Source organism: Ancylobacter mangrovi, from assembly GCF_024752355.1.
GTDB classification, from domain to species: Bacteria; Pseudomonadota; Alphaproteobacteria; order Rhizobiales; family Xanthobacteraceae; genus Ancylobacter; species Ancylobacter mangrovi.
Genome location: NZ_JANTHZ010000007.1, coordinates 50,852 through 71,230, shown reverse-complemented (window position 1 = coordinate 71,230; position 20,379 = coordinate 50,852). Strand labels below are relative to the sequence as shown.

Sequence of the window (20,379 nt, the reverse complement as noted above, 5' to 3'; positions counted from 1 at the left end):
TTGGGGGTCGCCCCGGGCCATGCGTCTCGCTCGAGACGCCAGCGTTCGGCGCTGAAAGCCGGCGCTGCGGGCGCGCGGCGTGATTGCTCAATTGCTAAGGGAGTGCCCGGCGCGAAACTGTGCCATCCGCGACGCCCGCCTCAGCCCCTTCGGCCGCGGTCCTCTCCCGAATGCTGAACGGTCAGGCGCGCGGCACTTCGCCGACATTCTCGATAATGAGCGCGCGATGGGCAGCCCGTGCCCGCCTTTTTGCCCCGAAACGCGCCTCGCCCATTGCCAATATCATAAAGTACGCATATACGAACTTTATGACCGATACGAACCTCTACATTCGGAGCCGGCAGCCGCTCTACATCCAGGCGGCGGGCCAGATGCGCCTCAAGATCGAGCGCGGCATCTGGGCGCCGGGCAGCCAGCTTCCGGTGATCGAGGACCTTCAGGCCGAGCTCGACCTCTCCCGCGCGACGGTGCGCGAGGCGCTCGAAATGCTGGAGGAGGAAGGGCTGATCGAGCGCTATCGCGGGCGCGGCACCTTCGTGCGGGCCGCGCTGCCGGAGCGGCGCTCGCATGATCTGCCCACCACCTGGGACGGCCTTCTCGCCAGCCTGCGCAACATCAAGCCCAAGCTCGTCGCGCCGATGGATCGGCGGCCGGGGACGAGCCTGCAGGGCGTGCTGGCGGGATCGGCCGAGGGCGAGTTCGTCTGGTTCCAGCGCGTGCACACGCGCGCCGACGAGCCCTACTGCCTGATCGACATCAACCTGCGCGAGGACGTCTACGAGCTCGACGCCGAGCGCTTCGCCTCCGTGCCGGTGGTGCTGGTGCTGGCGGAGCGCCATGCCGAGCTCGTCGAGGAGGTCCGCCAGCGGATCCTGTTTTCCAACGCCGACGAAACGTCGGCGCGTGCGCTGGGCATCGCGCTCGGCGCCCCCGTCGTCGAGATCATGCGCACGCTCATCGATCGGAACGACCAGGTTATTGCCCACACTTACGCGCGCTACCCGGGTGAATATGTGCGGATCGATGTTCAGTTCGCACTCAACAACAAGAAGCCGGGGCGCTCCTCTGGGAGGAACGAATGCAACGACTGGCAGAGTTCGGATGGCGACTGCTCCCCTTCATAGCCGCCATCACGATCTGGTACCTGGTGCGCTGGAGCGGCCTTGTCGATCAGGGCCTGCTGCCGCCGCCCCACGCCGTCTTCGTGGAGATCTGGCGCCGCAGCCTTGACGGCGGCTTCCTGCTCGACGCGTGGATGTCGGTCCGCCGCGTGCTGCTCGGCCTGTTCTTCGGCATGCTGCTGGCGGTCCCGGTCGGCTTCCTGATCGGCTGGAACCGCGGCGTGCGGCGCTTCGTCGACCCGCTCGTCAACTTCTTCCGCGCCTTGCCGCCGATCGCGCTCATCCCGCTGGTGATCGTCTATCTCGGCATCGGCGAGGTGGCGAAGGTCGCGATCCTCTTCTACGCCGCCTTCTTCGCCGGCGTGATCGTGATGTACGAGGGCATGTCGCAGATCAACCCGCTGTTCGTCCGGGTGGCGCGCACGCTCGGGGCGACCGACTGGGAGATCTTCTACAAGGTCATCATCCCGCTCACCATTCCCCATGTGCTGACGGCGACCCGCGTCGCGCTCGGCGTCGCCTGGGCGACGCTCGTCGCCTCCGAGCTGGTGGCGGCGCAGAACGGCATCGGCGCGGTCATCCAGAACGCCAGCGCCTTCTTCCAGCTCACCACCATCTATGCCGGCATCGTCACCATCGGCTTCTTCGCGCTGCTGATGGACTCGGTGCTGCGGGCGATCACCCGCAATTTCCTCAACTGGCAGGACCGAGTTGCACAATGAACGCTTCCGCTAGCTTTCAGCTCTGCGAACCGGCCGCATCGGCGCACAGCCCGGACGTCAAGGTTCAGTTCCGGGACGTGTACAAGACCTATGGCCGTATCGAGGTGGTCCACGGCGTCTCCTTCGATATCAATGAAGGCGACTTCATCTCGCTGGTCGGCCCGTCCGGCTGCGGCAAGACCACGATGATGAACATGCTCGCCGGCTTCACCGAACCCGACCGCGGCGAGGTGCTGCTGGAGGGCAACCGCGTGACCGGCCCCGGCCCCGACCGCGGCGTCATGTTCCAGGACTACGGCGTGTTCCCCTGGCTCACCGTCGAGCAGAACATCCGCTTCGGCCTCGACCTGCGCGTGAAGCGCGGCATGTCGAAGGAGGAGAAGCGCGAGACGGTCGAGAAGTACATCGCGCTGATGCGCCTCGGCGATTTCCGCGACGCCTGGCCCAAGAACCTGTCCGGCGGCATGCGCCAGCGCCTCGCGCTCGCCCGCGCCTATGCGGCCAATCCCCACTTCCTGCTGATGGACGAGCCGTTCGGCGCGCTCGACGCGCAGACGCGCAGCGCCATGCACGACCTGCTCCTCGGCATCATGCAGTCGGAACGCAAGACCGCGCTGCTCATCACCCACTCGGTGGAAGAGGCGATCTACCTGTCCAACCGGATCCTGGTGATCTCGGCGCGGCCCTCGCGCGTGGTCGAGGAGATCCGCGTTCCCTTCAGCGACCAGCGCGACCGCGAGCTTCTCGACACGCACGAATTCATCGAGATGCGCCGCCACCTGCGCGATCTGGTCATGCAGCAATACGCGCAGCAGCAAGAGCTGCGCTGAAAACAAGAAAGCCAGACGGCAAGACGAAACACGGGAGGACGACATGACGTTGAACAGAAGAGACGTGCTCAGGACCGCGGCCGCCGGCGGCCTCATGACCCTCGCCGCGCCGGCGATCGTGCGCGCGGCCGGCTCCACCGATCCGATCCGCGTCGGCTATCTCCACACGCTCGCGGTCGACGGCCAGATCTGGACCGCGCAGCATCAGGGCGAGTGGGAGAAGCAGGGGCTGAAGCCGACCTTCACGCGCTTCTACACCGGCCTCGAGATCTTCCAGGCGATGGTCGGCGGCTCGATCGACGTGCTCGCCACCGGCGCCGTCATCTCCAATTTCCCCTCGCGCGGGCAGGGCAAGGCGTTCCTGATCAACAGCGTCGAGTTCGCGACCGCCCAGCTCTGGGTCAACCCGGCCATGGGCGTGTCGTCCTTCGCCGACCTCAAGGGCAAGCGCATCGCCACCTCGATCGGCACCACCGCCCACGTCTTCCTCGACACCGCGCTGCGGGCGAACGGCATCGATCCCAAGTCCGACGTGCAGATCATCAACCAGCGCATGCCGGACGCCACCACCGCCTTCATCTCCGGCGCGGTGCCGGCGGTGGCGCTGTGGGTGCCCTTCAACCTGCAGGTCCGCGAGCGGGTGAAGGACGCGAAGATGCTGGTCGACGCCTCCAAGTTCTACCCCGACGCGGCGATCCTCGGCGGCTGGGCGGCGCGCAACGACTTCTACGACGAGCGCAAGGACGTACTGGAGCGCATCATCAAGACCTGGCTGCCGGCCAACAAGGAACTCATCGAGAACACCGACGCGACGCTCAAGATGCTGCAGCAGACGCAGTATCCCGACGTGCCGCTCTCCGAGCTCACGGAGCAGTTCAAGGCGGAGAAGCTGTTCCCGGCCGAGAAATGGGCCGAGATGTACAAGGACGGCACCGTCACGGCCTGGCTCAACCGCGTGACCGACTTCTACGCCAAGATCGGCGGCATTTCCGACGCCGTGCCGGCGTCGAAATACTTCGATCCGAGCCTGTTCCTCAAGGCGGTGGGCTGAACGGCCTTTGCGCGGCGGCGCCACCGCGCGCCGCCGGCTGCCCGCCCTACGAACGACATCGATCCCCGCGACGGCGCTCCCCGCCGCCGCGCAGGAGCCGCCTTGCGCGCTCGCCGGGCGTCACTCGTGACGCCAGCATCAAGGCCGCCGATTTCCCGCCCGCGTTCCGCGCTGCTGCGCGGGACAGACCAGGAGACACCGCATGCTTCATCAGGCGAACAGGCCCGCACGCACCATGAAGGTGGTCAACCCGGCGGCGCCCTCCACGGTGGTCGCTGAGGTCGCGATGACCGAGCCCTCGGACCTGCCGGCCATCGTCGACAGGGCCCGCGCCGGCTTCGAGGTCTGGCGCAAGGTGCCGATGGCCGAGCGGGTGCAGCGCCTCGAGACCTTCTTCGCGGCGATCGCCGAGGCCGCCGGGGAGATCGCCGCCGCGATCACCCGCGAGCAGGGCAAGCCGATCCGCGAGGCGCGGGCGGAGACGCTGAAGGCGGTCTCCGAGGCGCGGGCGATGGCGGCGCACGGCATGTCCGTCGGCACGCAGGGTGTCGCCTCGGCGCGGCCGGGCGTGCGCAACATGGTCGTGCGCCGCCCGCGCGGCGTGATCGGGGCGATCACCCCGTGGAACTTCCCGATCCTCACGCCCATGCGCAAGATCGCGCCGGCGCTGGTGTTCGGAAACGCCATCATCCTCAAGCCCTCGGAATTCACCCCGAGCGCAGCGCTGATCGTCGAGGCGCTGGCGGCCCGGCACCTGCCGGCCGGTCTCGTGCAGGTCGTCGTCGGCGAGGGGCCGCTCGGGGCGGCGCTGTGCCGGTCGGGGCTGGAGGGCATCACCTTCACCGGCTCGATCGGCGTCGGCCGGAAGGTGGCGGAAGCCGCCGCCGACCAACTCGCCGAGGTCTCGCTGGAGCTTGGCGGCAAGAACGCGGCGGTCGTCAACGACGTGGCGGACATGGACAATGCGGTCGGCGCCATCGTCGGCGCGGCGATGCAGTGTGCCGGCCAGCGCTGCACGGCGGTGAGCCGTGTGATCGTCGCCGACGAGATCGCCGACGAGCTCGTCGAGGCGCTCCGCCGGCGCTGCGCCGCCTTCAGGATCGGTGACGGCATGGCGGAGGATACCGACATCGGCGCCATCACCACCGACGGTCAGCTCGCCAAGGTGGCCGAGATGGTGGAGGAGGGCAGGGCCGCCGGCGCGACGCTGGTGCTCGGCGGCGCACGATGCGAGGTGGCGGACCGGCCGGACGGGCGCTTCTACGCCCCGACCATCTTCGACCACGTGACGCCGGAGATGCGGATCGCCCGCGAGGAGATCTTCGGCCCCGTCATCTCGGTGATGAGGTACGCCAGCTTCGACGAGGCGCTGGCGATCGTGAACGGCACGCCCTACGGCCTGACCTCGGCACTCTTCAGCAACCGCAACGACCTTATCAACCGCTTCATCGACGAGGTGAAGAGCGGAATGATCCACATCAATCACGGCACGGTGCCGGACAGCCACATGCCCTTCGGCGGCATCGGCGAATCCGGCCTCGGCTCCTACTCGGTGGGCGCCTCGGCCGCCGCCTTCTACACGACCGAGCACGCCATCTATAACCAGTACGCTTAGCAGAGAACGCCATGCGCGCGACGATTCTCGTTCACCGGGTCCCGGCCGAACCGCCGGTCCGAACGTCCTTCGGCATCATGCATGACCGGCCTTCCGTCCTCGTCCGCGTCGAGGACGATGACGGGGCGTTCGGCTATGGCGAGGTGTGGTGCAACTACCCGAGCGTCGGCGCCGAGCACCGGGCGCGGCTGCTGGAGACGGTGGTGCTGCCGCTGGTCGGTGGCAGCGGGCTCGTCGACCAGCCCGCCGCGCTGTGGACCTGGCTCACCGAAAGGCTGCGCGTGCTCGCCATCCAGTCCGGCGAGCCGGGCCCGCTGGCCCATTGCGTGGCCGGCCTCGAATGCGCGCTGCAGGACCTCGCCGCGCGCCGGGCGGGGGTGCCGCTTGCGACCTTCCTCGCGCCGGATGCCGCCGGGGACGTCGCGGTCTATGCCAGCGGCATCAACCCCACCGGCGCGCCCGAGACCGCCGCCGCCGCGATTGCGGCCGGCTATGGCGGCTGCAAGATCAAGATCGGCTTCGATCCCGCGCTCGACCGGGCGAACCTCCTCGGCGCGCGCCAGCTTATCGGCGACGACCGCCTGCTGATGGCCGACGCCAACCAGGCCTGGGATCTCGACGAGGCGCTCGCCTTCGCTTCCACGGCGGACGATGCGGGGCTGCGCTGGCTCGAGGAACCGCTATGCCATCCCGCCGCCGACGATGAGTGGCGCCAGCTCGGCGACGCCATGCGCACGCCGCTCGCGGCGGGCGAGAACTACACCAGCCAGTGCGACTTCGATGCGCTGGCCGAGACGCGGCATGTGCGGGTGGTGCAGCCGGACCTCGGGCGATGGGGTGGCGTCGGCCGCATCTTCGCGGTCGGCCGCTCGCTGGCCCAGCGGGGCCTGACCTTCTGCCCGCACTGGCTCGGCGGCGGCGTGGGCCTGCTCACCTCCTGCCACGTCAAGGCGGCGGTCGGGGATGTCTCGGGCCTCGTCGAGGTCGATTTCAACCCCAACCCGATCCGCAGCGAGGTCGCCGCCGTCGTGTTCGACACGCTGCGCGACGGCCGCGTGAAGCTGAACACCTCGCCCGGCATCGGTGTCGAGGATGCGATGATCGACGATTTCTCCCGCTATCTGGTCTGGTCCCGGGACGTCCGGTTCTGACGCCGCCCCCGTGTCCCACGGGTGGGGGCGGGGATGCCGGCGGGCACCGGAAAACGGGACATTCACGAGGAGGCACGCGTGCGACAGAAGGAATACGACTTCATCGTCGTCGGCTCCGGCTCGGCCGGTTCGGTGGTGGCGAACCGCCTCTCCGCCGACGAGGGCAACCGGGTTCTCGTGGTCGAGGCCGGCGGCCGCGACCGGAACTATTGGCTTCGCCTGCCGGTCGGCTATTTCCGCACCATCTACGACCCGCGCTTCTCCCGCGTCTTCGACACCGAGCCGTCAGAGGGCAGCGGCGGGCGCAACGTGGTCTGGCCGCGCGGGCGGATCGTCGGCGGGTCGAGCTCGATCAACGGGCTGATCTTCATCCGCGGCCAGAAGGACGATTTCGACGACTGGCAGCAACTCGGCGCCGTCGGCTGGTCCTATCAGGACGTGCTGCCGCATTTCCGGCATCTGGAGAGCTTCCCCAATGGGGAGGACCGCTTCCACGGCCGCGACGGCGAGCTCACCGTCTCCGAGTTGCGCAACGAGAACGAGGCCTGCGCGCTGTGGCTCGAGGCGGCGCAGCAATACGGCCTGCCCTACAACCCCGACTTCAACGGCGCGACGACCTACGGCGTCGGCTCCTACCAGCTCTCCATCGGCAGCCGCTGGCGCGCCAGCGGCGCCACTACCTTCCTCCATCCGGCGCTGAAGCGGCCGAATATCGACCTCATGACCGGTGCCCACGTCACGCGCGTGCTGATCGAGAACGGGCGGGCGGTCGGCATCGAATATCTCGCCGGCGGCGAGCGGCGGACGATCCGGGCCGCCCGCGAGGTGATCCTCTCGGCCGGCGCGATCCAGTCGCCGCAGCTTCTCCAGCTCTCCGGCATCGGCCCGGCCGAGCACCTGCGTTCGCTCGGCATCGCGGTGGCGGTCGACGCGCCGGAGGTCGGCGAGAATTTGCAGGACCACTACCAGATGCGGCTGATCGTGCGGATGAACCGCAAGCTGTCGCTGAACGACGACGTCCGCAACCCGTTCAAGCTGGCGCAGATGGGTGCCGAATGGCTGTTTGCCGGCAAAGGACCTCTGACGGTGGGCGCCGGCCAGGTCGGCGGCGCGGCCTGCACCTCCTACGCCATGAACGGGCGTCCGGACGTGCAGTTCAACGTCATGCCGCTTTCGGTCGACAAGCCGGGCACGCCGCTGCACGCCTATTCCGGCTTCACGAGTTCCGTCTGGCAGTGCCATCCCGAAAGCCGGGGCTTCGTGCGGATCACGGGCGACGACCCGCTCGCCGCGCCGCGCATCGCCCCGCGCTATTTCGAGCGCGAGATCGACCGCAAGACCATCGTCGAGGGCGTGAAGATGCTGCGGGAGATCAACGAGCAGCCGGCCTTCCGCCCGCTCTGGGACGAGGAAGTGGTGCCGGGAAGCGCGGTCGCCGGCGACGAGGCGCTGTGGGACGCGATCCGCCACATGGGCGGCACGGTGTTCCATGCCGTCGGCACCTGCCGCATGGGCGCGGATAGCGGCTCGGTGGTCGACCCGCGGCTGAAGGTGCGCGGCGTCGAAGGGCTGCGGGTGATCGACGCCTCGGTGATGCCGAAGATCACCTCCGCCAACACCAATGCGGCGACGCTGATGATCGGCGAGAAGGGGGCCTCGATCGTGCTCGACGACCTGCGCGGGCAGGAACGCCAGGTGCTGGAGGCGGAGGCGCTCTGATGTCCCGTGCAGCATCACTCCTCGCAGATCGATCCCGCGGGCAACGGCCGTGACGAGATCCGTGCATCCCCAGGAGCGCTCGCGCTGGTGGGAGCGGGGCATCCGGCCCGACTACCGCTTCTCGCTCGCCAATGAGCGGACCTTCCTCGCCTGGATCCGTACCGCGCTGGCGCTGATCGCAGGGGCGACGGCGGTCGACCAGTTCGCCTCGCATCTCGGCCCGGCCCATCTGCGGCTCGCGCTCTCGCTGGTGCTGTTCTGCGCCGGCGGCTGGCTCGGCGCCATGGCCTATACGCGCTGGGAGCGGGCGGAGCAGGCGATGCGGCACGAGGCGGACCTGCCGCGCAGCCGCCTGCTTCCCGTCCTCTCCGCCTTCACCGCCTTCCTCGCCGTCGGCCTCGCGCTGCTGGTGATGGTGGGCTGATGCCGGGCGCGCCGCTGCGCGGGGAGCGACCGAAGGGCGATCCCGGGCTCCAGCCCGAGCGGACCGGGCTTTCCTGGTCACGCACCGGGCTGCTGGCGATGCTGGTCGCGCTCCTGCTGGCGCGGGTCGGCATGGACGGCGAAAGCCTGCTCCATCTGTGCGCCGCGCTGCTGCTCGGCACCATGGCCGGCGCTCTGCTGCACCGCGCCCATCTTCGCGCGCGCTTCGAGGCCGGGGACGACGTGGTCGCCGCGTCCGACCGGCGCCTCGTGAAGGCGACCAGCGCCGTCATCGTTGCCGCTGCGACGCTGCTCGTCCTCGCCACGGCCGGCGAGCTTCTCGGCTTCTGACCAAGCATCACGCCCGGGCGTCTCCTGTGCGGGAATGGTCGCCGCCCGACCCGGCCTTGCCGGCATCGGGCGGTCGCCGCCGCACGGCGCGAAAGCGCGCCGACCCGGCGTGCGGCCGGATGCGGCCAACCAATATGACAAATGGTTGACGCGCGACGGGCGGCCAATTCGGCCGCACCGCGACCGGGCCCGCGCCGCCCGGCGATGCGGGCCGCCGGCCGGCAGATCAGCCGCGCCGATGGAATTTCCGAAGCGTCATCATTACGATAGGTATGAGTGGCAAAGGCATTGCCGGCGGACGGCTGCCGACGTCCACCACGCCTTCCCATGGCATGGCGCGACGTCCGGCCGGGGCGGGGACGCGCATGCGACTTACGACGGAGAGCCTCCGTCGAGATTCTTGACTCGGCAGGCGACCAATATATAACCAAAACCCAATAGGTCTGGATATGGTCCGGACGAGTCATCGCCGCCGGGTGGGCGGCCAAACGGCGCGCAGATCGCCGCCTAGGGAGGTTCCTCATGAAACTCAGTCTCAATCGCCGCCATTTCATGCTGTCCGGCGCGGCGGCTCTGGGCGCGGCGGCGTCCCCCGGCCTGCTGTCCTCGTCCGCCCGCGCGGCCGGCGATTTCCCCGACAAGCCGATGCAGGTGCTGGTGCCGACCGGCGAGGGCGGCGGCGTCGATCAGGCCGCGCGCGCCTTCGACCGGGTCTGGGCGAAATATCTCGGCGCCAATTTCGAGTATTCCTACTTCCCTGGCGCGTCGGGTCAGGTCGGCTACGAGGTGTTCATCTCGAAGCGCGAGCCCAACGCCTACAACATCCTCTTCGGCAATATCGGCCCGGAGATGATCATGTATGCGACCCAGAACGTGCATTACAAGTATCCCGAGGACTTCGTCTATATCGGCAGCATGGATGTCGATGATTCCGTCATCTGGGTCGCGGCCGACAGCAAGTTCAAGACCATTCAGGACCTGGTCGAGGAAGGCAAGAAGCGCGAGATCACGCTCTCGACCAGCCGCCTCCCGCACCCCTCGACGATCGGTGTGCTCGCCCTCGCCGAGGCGACCGGCATGAAGGTGCGCATGATCCCCTATGGCGGCGGCGGCCCGGCCCGTTCGGCGGCGATCACCGGCGAGGTGGATGGCTGCGCGACCTTCCTGTCGACCTCGCTCGGCCTCGGCGACCAGATCCGCTTCCTCACCGTGTTCAACAACAAGAACAGCGCGCCCAAGCTCACCAATGACGCGCCGCCGGTGAACCAGGTGTTCGGCACCAAGATCCCGCCCATGTCCGGCCAGCGCGCGATCGCGATCCACACCAAGGCGGTCAAGGAATATCCGGACCGGGTCAAGAAGCTGACCGACACGATGCAGAAGGTCTTCACCGATCCCGAATACAAGGAGATCGCCGAGAAGGCCGGCACGCCGTGGGAGTTCATCCAGTACGGCGACGCCGCCTCGTGCGATGAATCCGCCAAGGAATTCATCGCCCTGGCCGGTCGCTACCGTTCTCTCCTGACCGCTTCCAAGTGAGTTCGCTCCAAGTGAGTTCGCTCCAGGTGAGCGTGCTCGCATGAGCGTCCGGGCGAGCGCCTCCTGATGGGCGCCGCCCGGTAAGCGCCCCCGGGCGCGCGGCCGGCGCCGGCTCGCGCGCCTCGTCCCGTTGGCCGACTGCGCAGGAATCCGCCATGAAGAACGACCGCGACGGCAAGGTCGCCACCGGCGCCGACTGGATCATCCCGATCCTCGGCGCCGCCTTCGCGACCTACTACCTGATTTCCATCAAGGATCTCGCCTGGGAGGCGAAGATCAGCGGCGTCTTCTGCGCCGTCGTCCTGTTCCTGCTCATCGCCATCTTCGCGCTGCGCACCGCCATCGGCCTGCTGCGCGGCACGCACTATCTCGAGCTGCGCAGCCTCTACGAGTCCCACAAGCTCGCCGTCGTGCGGGGATCGCTGTTCGCGCTCACCGTGGCGAACGTCGCGCTCATCCCCTGGGCCGGCTTCACCCTCAGCACCTTCGGCTTCCTGTTCGCGAGCTTCCTGTGGCTCGAACGGATGACGCCGCGCCGTGCCGCACTCGTCGCCGCCGGGCTCGCCCTGTTCGGCTACGTGCTTTTCATCCTCATCCTGCGTACCGCCTTTCCGCCCGGACCCTTCGAGCGCCTCGTCGCGGCGCTGACCGGCCTCTGAGACGGCTGGGGACGGGAGACCCGACATGCACATCAGTATGAGCATCCTCGCCGATCAGTTCGCGCTGAACTTCAGCTATCTGTGGCTGATCGTCATCGGCACCACGATCGGCATCATCATCGGCGCCATGCCCGGCTTCGGCGCCGCCAACACCATCATCCTCCTGCTGCCCTTCACCCTGGCGGTGCATGTGGACGTGGCGCTGATCTTCATGATCTCGCTGTTCGTCGCCTCGCATATGGGCGGCGGCATCACCTCGATCCTGCTGAACATTCCCGGCAATGGCGGCGCGGCGGCGACATGCCTCGATGGCTATCCGATGGCCCGCAAGGGGCTCGGCCAGCAGGCGCTCGTGCTGTCCTTCGTCTCCTCCACCGTCGGCGGCATGGTGACGGCGGGCCTGTCGATCTTCCTGCTGCCCTACATCTCGCGCCTCGCCTACTACATGCACAGCGTGGAGATGGTGGTGGTGCTGCTGTTCGGCATCACGCTGATCGCCTCGGTCGCCTCCGACAACATGCTGAAGGGGTTGATCGCCGGCTTCCTCGGCCTGCTGATCGGAGCCATCGGCGCGGACCACATCTATTCGACCCCACGCGCCACCTTCGGCTTCATCGAGCTCTATGACGGCGTGCCGCTGATCGCGGTGCTGATCGGCGTGTTCGCGATCTCCGAGGCGCTGACCATGATGGAGAGTTCCTCCGTCCTCAGCGACAAGGGCCGCGAGCTGATGAAGCAGGCGGGATGGAAGGAGACCTGGGAAGGGGTGCAGATGGCCTTCGCCCGCACCTGGCACATGATCTGGACCAGCCTGGTCGGGCTCGTCATCGGCATCATCCCCGGCGCCGGCGCCTCCATCGCCGCCTTCGTCGCCTACCAGCAGTCGCGCCTGTTCTCGAAGACGCCGGAGAAGTACGGCACCGGCATCCCCGAGGGCGTGATCGCGCCGGAATCGGCCAATAACGGCTGCTCCTCGGGCGACCTGATCCCGCTGCTCGTCATCGGCGTGCCCGGCGGCACCACCGCGGCGGTGATGCTGATCGTGCTGACCTATCACGGCGTCCAGCTCGGCCCGCGCCTGTTCATCCAGAACCCGGGCATGGGCTACGGCGTGTTCGTCACGATGATGGTCGCCTATGCGGTGATGCTGTTCACCACCCTGCCGCTGACGCGTTACGTCTCGCGCCTGGTGCTGATCCCGACCACGGTGCTGGCGCCGATCATCATCGCCTTCACCCTCGTCGGCGCCTTCGCCCCGCGCGGCTACATGTTCGACCTCTGGCTCACCCTCGTCTTCGGCGTGATCGGCTATCTGTGCCGGCGCACCGGGTACAACGTGGTGGCGGTGCTGATCGGCGTGATCCTCGGCCCGATGCTGGAAGCCAACGTGATGCGGGCGCTGCGCATCAGCGGCGACGACCCGCTGGTGTTCTTCTCCTCGCCGGTCGGCAACGTGCTCTGGGTTGCCCTGGCCTGCTCGCTGCTGATCCCCTCTTTCGCCAAGTGGCGCCGTAACCGCGCGGCGCTGGCCTCGGCCTGAGAGGAGAACCGATCATGACGCTTTCGGGACCGCTCAGCACGCGGCACAGCCGCAACGTCACCCCGCTCGCCCGCCTCGACATTCCGGGCGGCGGGCAGGTGACGGTCGAGAACGGCTACGCCTATGTCGGCCACATGTCGCCGCCGCTCGGCACCAGCATCTACGACGTGCGCGACCCGCGCGAGCCGCGGCTCGTCGCCTCCATCGCCCCGCGCGACGGCTACTCGCACACCCACAAGGTGCGGGTGGCGGGCGATCTGATGATCACCAATGTCGAGCGCCACAAGCGGCATTTCTACCGCAAGGGCGAGCGCCTCGCCGAGGTGACGGCCGAGCTCGCCGCCGGCCTCGGGCGCCCGCCCGAGGATGGCGAGATCGCCGCCGCGCTGGGCGTGAAGGCGCAGGAGGTGGCCGACCTGCGCGCGGGCATGGCGCGCGGCTACCAGGACGGCGGCTTCCGCGTGTGGAGCATCGCCGACCCCGCCAACCCGCGCGAGCTTGCCTATGTGCGCACCGGCGGGATCGGCGTGCACCGCTTCGACATGGACGAGCGCTACGCCTACATCTCGACCGAGATGGAAGGCTATGTCGGCAACATCCTCGTCATCTACGATCTCGCCGACCCGACCCGCCCGCGCGAGGTGTCGCGCTGGCACATGCCGGGCCAGCACGTGGCGGCGGGCGAGGTGCCGTCCTGGCCGGGCCAGCGCCACCGGCTCCACCACGCGCTGCGCGTCGGCGACATCATGTGGGCGGGCTGCTGGTACGCCGGCGCCTACACGATCGACGTGTCGGACATCACCAAGCCGCGCACGCTCGGCAGCTTCAACTACCACCCGCCGATCCCCGAGCCGACGCACACCTTCTTCCGGCTCGCGCAACCGGTGGCGGGGCGCGAGCTCGCGCTCATCATCGACGAGGAGCATGACCACACGCCCGGGCAGCCGCATGCCTTCCTGTGGGTGATGGACGCGGCCGACCCGGCCAATGTGCAGCCGATCTCCACCTTCCATCTGAGCGAGATGGAATCGCCCTATGCGCGGGCCGGCGGGCGTTTCGGCGCCCACCAGTTCCAGGAGCGGCAGGTTGGCAGCCTCGTCTTCGCGAGCTGGTTCTCGGGCGGCCTGCGGGTGATCGACCTCGCCGACCCCGTGGCCCCGCGCGAGGTCGGGCACTACATTCCCGACCCGACCGCCGGCCATGTCGCGCCGCAGAGCAACGATGTCGACGTCGACCCGCGCGGCATCGTCTATCTGCTCGACCGCGACAACGGCCTCGACATCCTCGCCTTCGAGAGCTGAGGGGAGGGCACCATGTGCATCGACTGCTTCGACGACGAGGATCGCGCGGCCGGCGCGGCGGGCACCTTCCCGCCGGAGCGTCTCGCGGCCGCCGCGCAGCGGATCGAGGGCGACATGGGTGGCGCAGCTGTGCCGCCCGAGGCGTGGGCGATCTATTTCGGGGCCATGAGCGGCGCCGTCGCCTGGCACGAGATGGAGCGCATGGCGCGCTGCGTCGAGGCGGCGCGGGTGCTGCTCGCAATCGAGGGCCGCGCCGCCGCCTGAAGCCTTTCCGGCAGGCGTGAAACGCCCGCGAGAGGGCGGGTGCCCTATGCCGGCACGGTCCGCCACTGTGTGGTCTGCGAGACCAGCACCGGCACGATGAGGGCGAGGCCGAGCAGCGAGGAATAGAGCTCCGGTGCCACCAGCAGCATCGCCGCCACTGCCAGCAGCACCCGTTCCCACACCCGCGCATAGGTCAGCAGCCACCCCGACAGGCTGGCGCCGAGGCACGCGATGCCGGTGACGCAGCCGATGAAGGCGATGGCGAAATCGGTCCAGGTGAAGCCCTTCGTCACCAGCAGCAGCGAGGGCGAGAACACGAACACGAACGGCACCAGCACCTTGCCGAGCCCGAGCCGGAACGCGGTGTTTCCGGCGCGGAACGGGTCGGCATTGGCCATGCCCGCCGCCGCATAGGCGGCGAGCGCAACGGGCGGCGTGATGTCCGCCAGCACGCCGTAATAGAACACGAAGAAATGCGCCACGATCGGCTCGACCCCGAGCAGGCCGAGCGCCGGCGCGGCGATCGTCGCCATGATGATGTAGTTGGCCGTGGTCGGGATGCCGCAGCCCATCAGGATGCAGACGATGCCGGTCATGATCAGCGTGAACAGCAGCGTCAGCGTCTGCGGCGAGGCCATCATCGCCGGCAGCACCGAGCCCACCCAGTCCGCCATCGAGGCGGCGGTGGAGGTGACGATGAACGACACCTTGAAGCCGACGCCGGTGAGCGTCACCACGCCCACCACGATGCCGACCGTGGCCGCCGCGGCGCCCACCGCCAGCGCGTATTTCGCGCCGTCGCGCAGGCATTCGGCGATGTCGGACAGGCTCAGCCGGTTGCGCGGGTTGAGCAGCCCGACCGCGATGCACAGCGTGATGCCCCAGAAGGCGGCGAGATAGGGCGTGTAACCCGACATCAGCACGCCGATCAGCACCGCGAGCGGGATGATTGTCGGCCAGTCGCGCTTCAGCGCCGCCTTCACGTCCGGCATCTCGTGCGGCTCGAGCCCGCGCAGGCCGTTGCGCTTGGCCTCGAAATGCACCTGCACCAGCACGCCGAAGAAGTGCATGAAGGCCGGCACGACCGCCGCCAGGATGATGGTGGTGTAGGGCAGGTTGAGGAATTCGATCATCAGGAACGCCGCGGCGCCCATGATCGGCGGCGTGATCTGGCCGCCGGTCGATGCCGTGGCCTCGACCGCGGCCGCGAAGTGGCGCTTGTAGCCGAGGCGCACCATCGCCGGGATGGTGAGCGAGCCGACCGTCACGGTGTTCGCGACCGAAGAGCCGGAGATCATGCCGAACAGGGCCGAGCCGAAGATCGACACCTTGGCCGGCCCGCCCGCATAGCGCCCCGCCACCCAGGCCGCGCAGTCGAGGAAGAGCTGGCCGAGCCCGATGCGGGTGGCGAACACGCCGAACAGCACGAAGTGGAAGACGTAGGTCGCCACCACGCCGAGCGCGACGCCGTAGATGCCCTGCGTCGTCAGGTAGAGATGGTTGATGAGCTGCGGGAAGCTGGCGCCGGGGTGCACCAGGATGCCCGGCATGTGCCGGCCCCAGATGGCATAGGCCATGAACAGCACGGCGATGATCGGCAGCGGCACGCCGAGCGAACGCCGCGTCGCTTCCAGCAGCGCGAGGATCAGCAGCCCGCCGAGCACGACGTCCACCGTGGTCGGGTTGCCGACCCGGAAGGCGAGGTCGTCGAGCGGGATCAGCGGGATGTGCATCACCGCGATCACCGCGACGATGGCGAGAATCCAGTCGGGAATGGCGATGCCGAGCGGGCGCCAGCGGCTCGCCGTCACCGGCGCCGTGTAGCCGCGCCGCGAGACCGGGAACACCAGGAAGATCAGGCCCAGCACGAAGGACAGGTGGATGCCGCGATGCATCCGCTCCTGCAGCAGGCCGAAGCCGGCGGTGTAGTAGTGGAACAGCGAGAGCGCGACCAGAAGGCCGCCTACCAGATAGCCCGCTCCCGGCGCCAGCGGCCGGAAGCGGATTTCGGGGTCGTAGGTCTCTTCGAGCTCCCGGACCTTCGCCTCGTCGAATTCGAGGCGCATGTCGTCGGACGCCGGGGCGGCGTGCTCGTCATTGCTGGCCATGGCGAGGTGCCCCGACGCTGGTTACTTCAGGACGCCGGCTTCCTTGTAGAAGCGTTCGGCGCCGGGATGCAGCGGGATGCCGAGACCGTTGGTGGCATTGTCCAGCGTGATCAGCTTGCCCTTGGCATGGCCAGCATCGAGCGCGGCGCGCGAATCCTTATTCCACAGCACCTTGACGATGTTGTAGATCAGGTCGTCCGGCTGCTTGGCGCTCGTCACCCACTGCGCGTTGACCGAGATGGTGTCAGTGGCGGCGACGCCCTTGTAGGTGTCGGCCGGCACCTTGTCCTTGGCGAAGAACTTGTACTGCGCGAGCATCTTGTCGACCTCCGGGCCGGTGATCGGCACCAGCTCGATGGCGGTCGAGGAGGCGAGCTCGGAGATGGCGCCGGTCGGGTAGCCGCCGACGAAGAAGAAGGCGTCGAGCGCGCCGTCACGCAGCCGGTCGCTGGCCGGGCCGGGCTTCAGATATTCGGGCTTGATGTCCTTCTCGGTCAGGCCGAAGGCGGAGAGCACGATGCGCGCATCCACCAGCGTGCCGGAGCCCGGCTCGTCGAGCGCGACGCGCTTGCCCTTGAGATCCGCCACCGACTTGATGCCGGAGGCCTTCGACGCCACGAGATGGATGGTCTCGGGATAGAGGTTGGCGATGATGCGCAGATCCTCGACCTTGGCCTTGCCGTCATAGAGGCCGGTGCCGGTATAGGCCCAGAAGGCCACGTCCGACTGCGAGAAGCCCGATTCCATCGAGCCGGACTCGATTGCGTTCACGTTGGCGACCGAGCCGTTCGAGGCCACCGCCGTCGCCACGAGACCGGGCACGCCCTTGTCGCCATGGCCGGAGATCGCGTTCGCGATGAGACCGCCGACCGGATAGTAGGTGCCCGCCGTGCCGCCTGTCCCGATGCGGAAGAAGGTCGGCTGCTGGGCGAGGGCGAGGCCGGTCATGGCGGCGAAAGCCGCGGCGGCAGCCACCCATTTCATCCTGTGGAAGCGCTTCATCGTGTTTCTCCCTTTCTGGCGGACGGTGCCGCAGGATGCGGCAAGGCAGGCCCGTTGTCGACGCGGGGCCCGCCCGTCATCCCGGGAAATCGGCCTCTCCGGTCAGAGAGGTAGCGCGGACGACGCGCCTTGGCAGGGGTGTGGCGCCGTCCGTCGGCTCACCATTCGAACGCCGGCGCCTGCGCGGCGATCGCAAGGTCCGGCCAGTTGGCGGCGAGGGCGGCGGCCAGCGGGGCGAGGCGGGGCTGCGGCAGGAAGGCGGGCAGCATCGCCCGCGGCCGCACCGCCGCGATGATGGCGCGGAGGCCCTTCAGGGTCGGGTGGACGTTCCAGCGCCGCAGCGTGGCGGCGCCCGACTGCAGCAGTTGCTCGGCACCCGAGCCGCGCGCGACATGGCCGGTGAACACGATGTCGGCCTCGCCCGTGGCGGCGAAACGCTCCGTCAGCGCGACGGACAGGCCGCGCTCGACCTGCGCCCCGGCGACGATCAGTGCCCCCCGCGCCGGGCTGTCGGCGGCGAGCGTGGCGGTGCTCGCGAGCAGCTCGGCCGGCCAGCCGGCGAGGCCTTGGGCCACCGCCTCGGCGTGGCGCGTCAGCGTCTCGGCGACGGCGCGCGTGGTCGGGCAGAGCGCGACTTCGATGCCGGCGCGCTTGAAGGTGAGGGCCATCTCCAGTGCCCGCCCGGTCGGCGGGGCGGGCAGCAACAGCGCGCGATCGCGCAGCCGCTCGACCAGTGTGGCCGCCTGGACGTCGAGCGGCTCGGCCGCGTCGCCATAGCTCGCGTCGCAGATCAGCGCTTCGGCGGGCAGCGGCGGCGTGGAGGGATAGAGCGGGCTCTCGACCGAATAGTCGCCGGTGTAGAGCAGGCCGGCGGCGCCGCCGATCCGCGTCCACACCGCGCCCGGCGCATGGCCCGCCGGCCCGGTCTCGATGTCGAGGCCGGCGATGGTCGCGCCGCCGCCGAAGGGGAGGTCCCTCGCATCGCGCAGGCGCGCGTCGCCGGACAGCTCGCGCACCGGCGCGGTGGCATGGACCGGCGGGTTGCCGAGACGCTCGGCGAGATCGAGCGCGCCCACATGGTCGGGATGGCCGTGCGAGATGAGGATCGCGTCCACCGGCCCGACCCCGTCGAGGTCCGGCCGCCGGCCCGCATCCGGGCCTTCGCCGAGGTCGAGCAGCAGGCGCCGGCCGTCGATCTCGACGAGGAAGCAGGCGGGTCCCTTGACCCCCCAGCCGGACAGGGCGGTGGCGCGTTTCATGTCAGTGCAGTCCCGTGAAGCGCTCACCGGCGAAACGGCGCAGCAGGGCGATCAGTGCCATCGGTATCAGCGTCGTGATGACGATGGCGATGAAGGACATGGTCATGCCGAGCCCGACCGAGCCCTGGTCGAACTGGCGCCAGATGAAGCCGGCGATGGTCATCATCCCCACTGGTGCCACCAGCAGCGAGGCGACGAGCTCGCGCGAGGCGACGGCGAAGACGAGCAGCATGGAGGTGACGAGGCTCGGCAGGATGAGCGGCAGCATGATCCGGCGGAACACGGTCAGCGGCCCCGCGCCGGCGACCCGCGCCGCCGCCTCGAGATTGTCGCCGATCTGCTGGAAGGCGGCGGTGGCGTAGCGCACCGGCTGCGGCAGCAGGATGCAGCAATAGGCGAGCAGCAGGATGAACGCGGTGTTGTAGGGCGTGAAGGGCAGCGCCGGCTGGTTCCAGGCGAGGATCATGCCGACCGCGACCACCACGCCCGGCAGCGCGCTCGGCAGCATCGCCAGCACGTCGAGCGCGACGCGTCCGCGCCCGCGGCCCTTCTCTACCGCGTAGGCGGTGAGGGCGCCCAGCGCCCCGGCGAGCAGGGCGGTGCCGACGCCGAGAGACAGCGAGTTCACCAGCGCCTGCAGCGCGCCGCCGGTGTTGTGGAACACCTCGACGAAGTTCTCGAACCCCATATTGCTCAGCTTGAGGCCGCCGGAGAGCGTGCGCGACAATGCCGTCGCCAGGATGGCGAGGATCGGCAGGCCCGTCGCCAGGAAGGCCACGACGGCGAAGGCGGCGGTGACCGGGATCGCCCAGCGCCCGAGCGGGCGCTTGAGCTTGGCGTGAGGCTTGCCGCCGACCGTGTCGTAGTTGCGCGCGACGAGGATGCGCCGCTGGATCATGAAGGCGATCAGCGACAGCCCGACCAGCAGCAGCGACAGGATCGCCGCGCCGGGCAGGTCGATCGGCCAGTCGGAGATGCGGTTCTCGATCCCCGTCACCAGCACCTCGAAGCCGAAGCGCCGGCCGAGCGCCGCCGGCGTGCCGTATTCCTCGATGGCGAGGGCGAAGACGAGCAGCAGGCTCGCCGCCAGCCCCGGCGTCGCCAGCGGCAGGGTTATGCGGAAGAACGCGCGCACCGGGCGGGCGCCGAACACCCGGCCGACATCGGAATAGCGCGTGCCGACCGCCTCGATGGTGCGCGAGACGGCGAAATAGACCACCGGGAACACGTTCAGCGTCATGATGACGATCATGCCCGGCACGGAGAACAGCAGCGGGCCGAGATTGACGCCCGTGAGCTGCTGGAGGTAGCCGCGCGGCTGCAGCGACATGATCCAGCCGAGTGTCGCGATGTAGGGCGGGATCATGAACGGGACGAGGAACAGCACGTCCCAGACCAGCGCCAGCGGCACGCGGAACAGCGCCCGCGCGACAGCGAGCGGCACGCCGACGAACGTGCAGCCGAGGATGACGCCGAGCCCGAGGACCAGCGTGTGCCCGGTCAGGCGCAAAAGCTCCGGGTCGCCCAGCGTCCGGCCGAGATGGCGCAGGGGTGCGGCGAGCGAGCCGCGCCCGAGCTCGGGAAAGATCGCCTGCAGGACGATGAAGACGAAGGGCACCGCCACGATCAGCCCGAGGCTGACGCCCGCCACCCAGCCGATCAGATCGTGCCCGCCGGCTATCACACCGGCGGGCCGCCTTGCTGCGGTATTGGCCGTGTTCAAC

The 20,379-nt window shown here is 69.0% G+C and carries 18 protein-coding genes; 14 read left to right on the top strand and 4 right to left on the bottom strand.

Annotation, left to right across the window (positions count from 1 at the left end; translation table 11 throughout):
• Nucleotides 1-308: 308 nt before the first annotated feature.
• The 14 genes from NVS89_RS15475 (at nucleotide 309) to NVS89_RS15410 (ending at nucleotide 14,286) form a co-directional block, all read left to right on the top strand.
• The gene (locus NVS89_RS15475) at nucleotides 309-1,124 is read left to right on the top strand and encodes a GntR family transcriptional regulator (RefSeq protein ID WP_258733665.1); all 816 of its coding nucleotides are present in this window, start codon (nucleotides 309-311) and stop codon (nucleotides 1,122-1,124) included.
• Nucleotides 1,079-1,843 carry an ABC transporter permease gene (locus NVS89_RS15470; protein ID WP_258733664.1) on the top strand — a complete coding sequence of 255 codons (765 nt, stop codon included), beginning with the start codon at nucleotides 1,079-1,081 and terminating at the stop codon, nucleotides 1,841-1,843. The genes NVS89_RS15475 and NVS89_RS15470 overlap by 46 nt, the downstream gene beginning before the upstream one ends.
• Entirely contained in the window at nucleotides 1,840-2,673 is an 834-nt protein-coding gene (locus NVS89_RS15465) for an ABC transporter ATP-binding protein (RefSeq protein ID WP_258733663.1), read from the top strand. Before NVS89_RS15470 ends, NVS89_RS15465 begins: the two co-directional genes overlap by 4 nt.
• 49 nt (nucleotides 2,674-2,722) lie before the next feature.
• A complete protein-coding gene (locus tag NVS89_RS15460; protein WP_258733662.1) occupies nucleotides 2,723-3,724 on the top strand; it encodes an ABC transporter substrate-binding protein in 1,002 nt (333 codons plus the stop codon).
• 202 nt (nucleotides 3,725-3,926) lie between these two features.
• Nucleotides 3,927-5,339: an aldehyde dehydrogenase family protein gene (locus NVS89_RS15455; RefSeq protein WP_258733661.1), complete on the top strand. Its 1,413-nt coding sequence runs from the start codon at nucleotides 3,927-3,929 to the stop codon at nucleotides 5,337-5,339.
• An 11-nt stretch (nucleotides 5,340-5,350) separates the two neighbouring features.
• Entirely contained in the window at nucleotides 5,351-6,490 is a 1,140-nt protein-coding gene (locus NVS89_RS15450) for a mandelate racemase/muconate lactonizing enzyme family protein (RefSeq protein WP_258733660.1), read from the top strand.
• A 78-nt stretch (nucleotides 6,491-6,568) separates the two neighbouring features.
• Entirely contained in the window at nucleotides 6,569-8,209 is a 1,641-nt protein-coding gene (locus NVS89_RS15445) for a GMC family oxidoreductase (RefSeq protein ID WP_258733659.1), read from the top strand.
• A 49-nt stretch (nucleotides 8,210-8,258) separates the two neighbouring features.
• Nucleotides 8,259-8,633, top strand: a complete 375-nt coding sequence (locus tag NVS89_RS15440) for a YidH family protein (protein ID WP_258733658.1) — start codon at nucleotides 8,259-8,261, stop codon at nucleotides 8,631-8,633.
• The gene (locus tag NVS89_RS15435) at nucleotides 8,633-8,983 is read left to right on the top strand and encodes a DUF202 domain-containing protein (protein ID WP_258733657.1); all 351 of its coding nucleotides are present in this window, start codon (nucleotides 8,633-8,635) and stop codon (nucleotides 8,981-8,983) included. Before NVS89_RS15440 ends, NVS89_RS15435 begins: the two co-directional genes overlap by 1 nt.
• Before the next feature lie 522 nt (nucleotides 8,984-9,505).
• Nucleotides 9,506-10,522: a Bug family tripartite tricarboxylate transporter substrate binding protein gene (locus tag NVS89_RS15430; protein ID WP_258733656.1), complete on the top strand. Its 1,017-nt coding sequence runs from the start codon at nucleotides 9,506-9,508 to the stop codon at nucleotides 10,520-10,522.
• A 155-nt stretch (nucleotides 10,523-10,677) separates the two neighbouring features.
• Nucleotides 10,678-11,181, top strand: coding sequence for a hypothetical protein (locus NVS89_RS15425; protein WP_258733655.1), 504 nt, complete (start codon nucleotides 10,678-10,680; stop codon nucleotides 11,179-11,181).
• A 25-nt stretch (nucleotides 11,182-11,206) separates the two neighbouring features.
• A complete protein-coding gene (locus NVS89_RS15420) occupies nucleotides 11,207-12,721 on the top strand; it encodes a tripartite tricarboxylate transporter permease (protein ID WP_258733654.1) in 1,515 nt (504 codons plus the stop codon).
• Nucleotides 12,722-12,735: 14 nt separating this feature from the next.
• A complete protein-coding gene (locus tag NVS89_RS15415; RefSeq protein WP_258733653.1) occupies nucleotides 12,736-14,022 on the top strand; it encodes an LVIVD repeat-containing protein in 1,287 nt (428 codons plus the stop codon).
• Between the two features lie 12 nt (nucleotides 14,023-14,034).
• Nucleotides 14,035-14,286: a hypothetical protein gene (locus NVS89_RS15410; RefSeq protein WP_258733652.1), complete on the top strand. Its 252-nt coding sequence runs from the start codon at nucleotides 14,035-14,037 to the stop codon at nucleotides 14,284-14,286.
• A 44-nt stretch (nucleotides 14,287-14,330) separates the two neighbouring features.
• On the opposite strand, the gene NVS89_RS15405 is transcribed toward NVS89_RS15410, so the two are convergent.
• The 4 genes from NVS89_RS15405 to NVS89_RS15390 form a co-directional block, all read right to left on the bottom strand.
• On the bottom strand, nucleotides 14,331-16,394 hold the full coding sequence (locus NVS89_RS15405; RefSeq protein WP_258733651.1) for a TRAP transporter permease: 2,064 nt from the start codon (nucleotides 16,392-16,394) through the stop codon (nucleotides 14,331-14,333).
• A gap of 21 nt (nucleotides 16,395-16,415) precedes the next feature.
• On the bottom strand, nucleotides 16,416-17,396 hold the full coding sequence (locus NVS89_RS15400) for a TAXI family TRAP transporter solute-binding subunit (protein WP_374114583.1): 981 nt from the start codon (nucleotides 17,394-17,396) through the stop codon (nucleotides 16,416-16,418).
• 158 nt (nucleotides 17,397-17,554) lie between these two features.
• Nucleotides 17,555-18,655, bottom strand: a complete 1,101-nt coding sequence (locus NVS89_RS15395; protein WP_258733650.1) for an MBL fold metallo-hydrolase — start codon at nucleotides 18,653-18,655, stop codon at nucleotides 17,555-17,557.
• Nucleotide 18,656: 1 nt separating this feature from the next.
• Nucleotides 18,657-20,378, bottom strand: coding sequence for an ABC transporter permease (locus tag NVS89_RS15390; protein ID WP_374114582.1), 1,722 nt, complete (start codon nucleotides 20,376-20,378; stop codon nucleotides 18,657-18,659).
• Between the last annotated feature and the right edge of the window lies 1 nt (nucleotide 20,379).

Bases quoted from the DNA above. Each gene is read 5' to 3' on its own strand.
- NVS89_RS15475 (WP_258733665.1), top strand. From the start codon at position 309: ATGACCGATACGAACCTCTACATTCGGAGCCGGCAGCCGCTCTACATC.
- NVS89_RS15470 (WP_258733664.1), top strand. From the start codon at position 1,079: ATGCAACGACTGGCAGAGTTCGGATGGCGACTGCTCCCCTTCATAGCC.
- NVS89_RS15465 (WP_258733663.1), top strand. From the start codon at position 1,840: ATGAACGCTTCCGCTAGCTTTCAGCTCTGCGAACCGGCCGCATCGGCG.
- NVS89_RS15455 (WP_258733661.1), top strand. From the start codon at position 3,927: ATGCTTCATCAGGCGAACAGGCCCGCACGCACCATGAAGGTGGTCAAC.
- NVS89_RS15450 (WP_258733660.1), top strand. From the start codon at position 5,351: ATGCGCGCGACGATTCTCGTTCACCGGGTCCCGGCCGAACCGCCGGTC.
- NVS89_RS15435 (WP_258733657.1), top strand. From the start codon at position 8,633: ATGCCGGGCGCGCCGCTGCGCGGGGAGCGACCGAAGGGCGATCCCGGG.
- NVS89_RS15430 (WP_258733656.1), top strand. From the start codon at position 9,506: ATGAAACTCAGTCTCAATCGCCGCCATTTCATGCTGTCCGGCGCGGCG.
- NVS89_RS15425 (WP_258733655.1), top strand. From the start codon at position 10,678: ATGAAGAACGACCGCGACGGCAAGGTCGCCACCGGCGCCGACTGGATC.
- NVS89_RS15420 (WP_258733654.1), top strand. From the start codon at position 11,207: ATGCACATCAGTATGAGCATCCTCGCCGATCAGTTCGCGCTGAACTTC.
- NVS89_RS15415 (WP_258733653.1), top strand. From the start codon at position 12,736: ATGACGCTTTCGGGACCGCTCAGCACGCGGCACAGCCGCAACGTCACC.
- NVS89_RS15410 (WP_258733652.1), top strand. From the start codon at position 14,035: ATGTGCATCGACTGCTTCGACGACGAGGATCGCGCGGCCGGCGCGGCG.
- NVS89_RS15405 (WP_258733651.1), bottom strand. From the start codon at position 16,394: ATGGCCAGCAATGACGAGCACGCCGCCCCGGCGTCCGACGACATGCGC.
- NVS89_RS15400 (WP_374114583.1), bottom strand. From the start codon at position 17,396: ATGAAGCGCTTCCACAGGATGAAATGGGTGGCTGCCGCCGCGGCTTTC.
- NVS89_RS15395 (WP_258733650.1), bottom strand. From the start codon at position 18,655: ATGAAACGCGCCACCGCCCTGTCCGGCTGGGGGGTCAAGGGACCCGCC.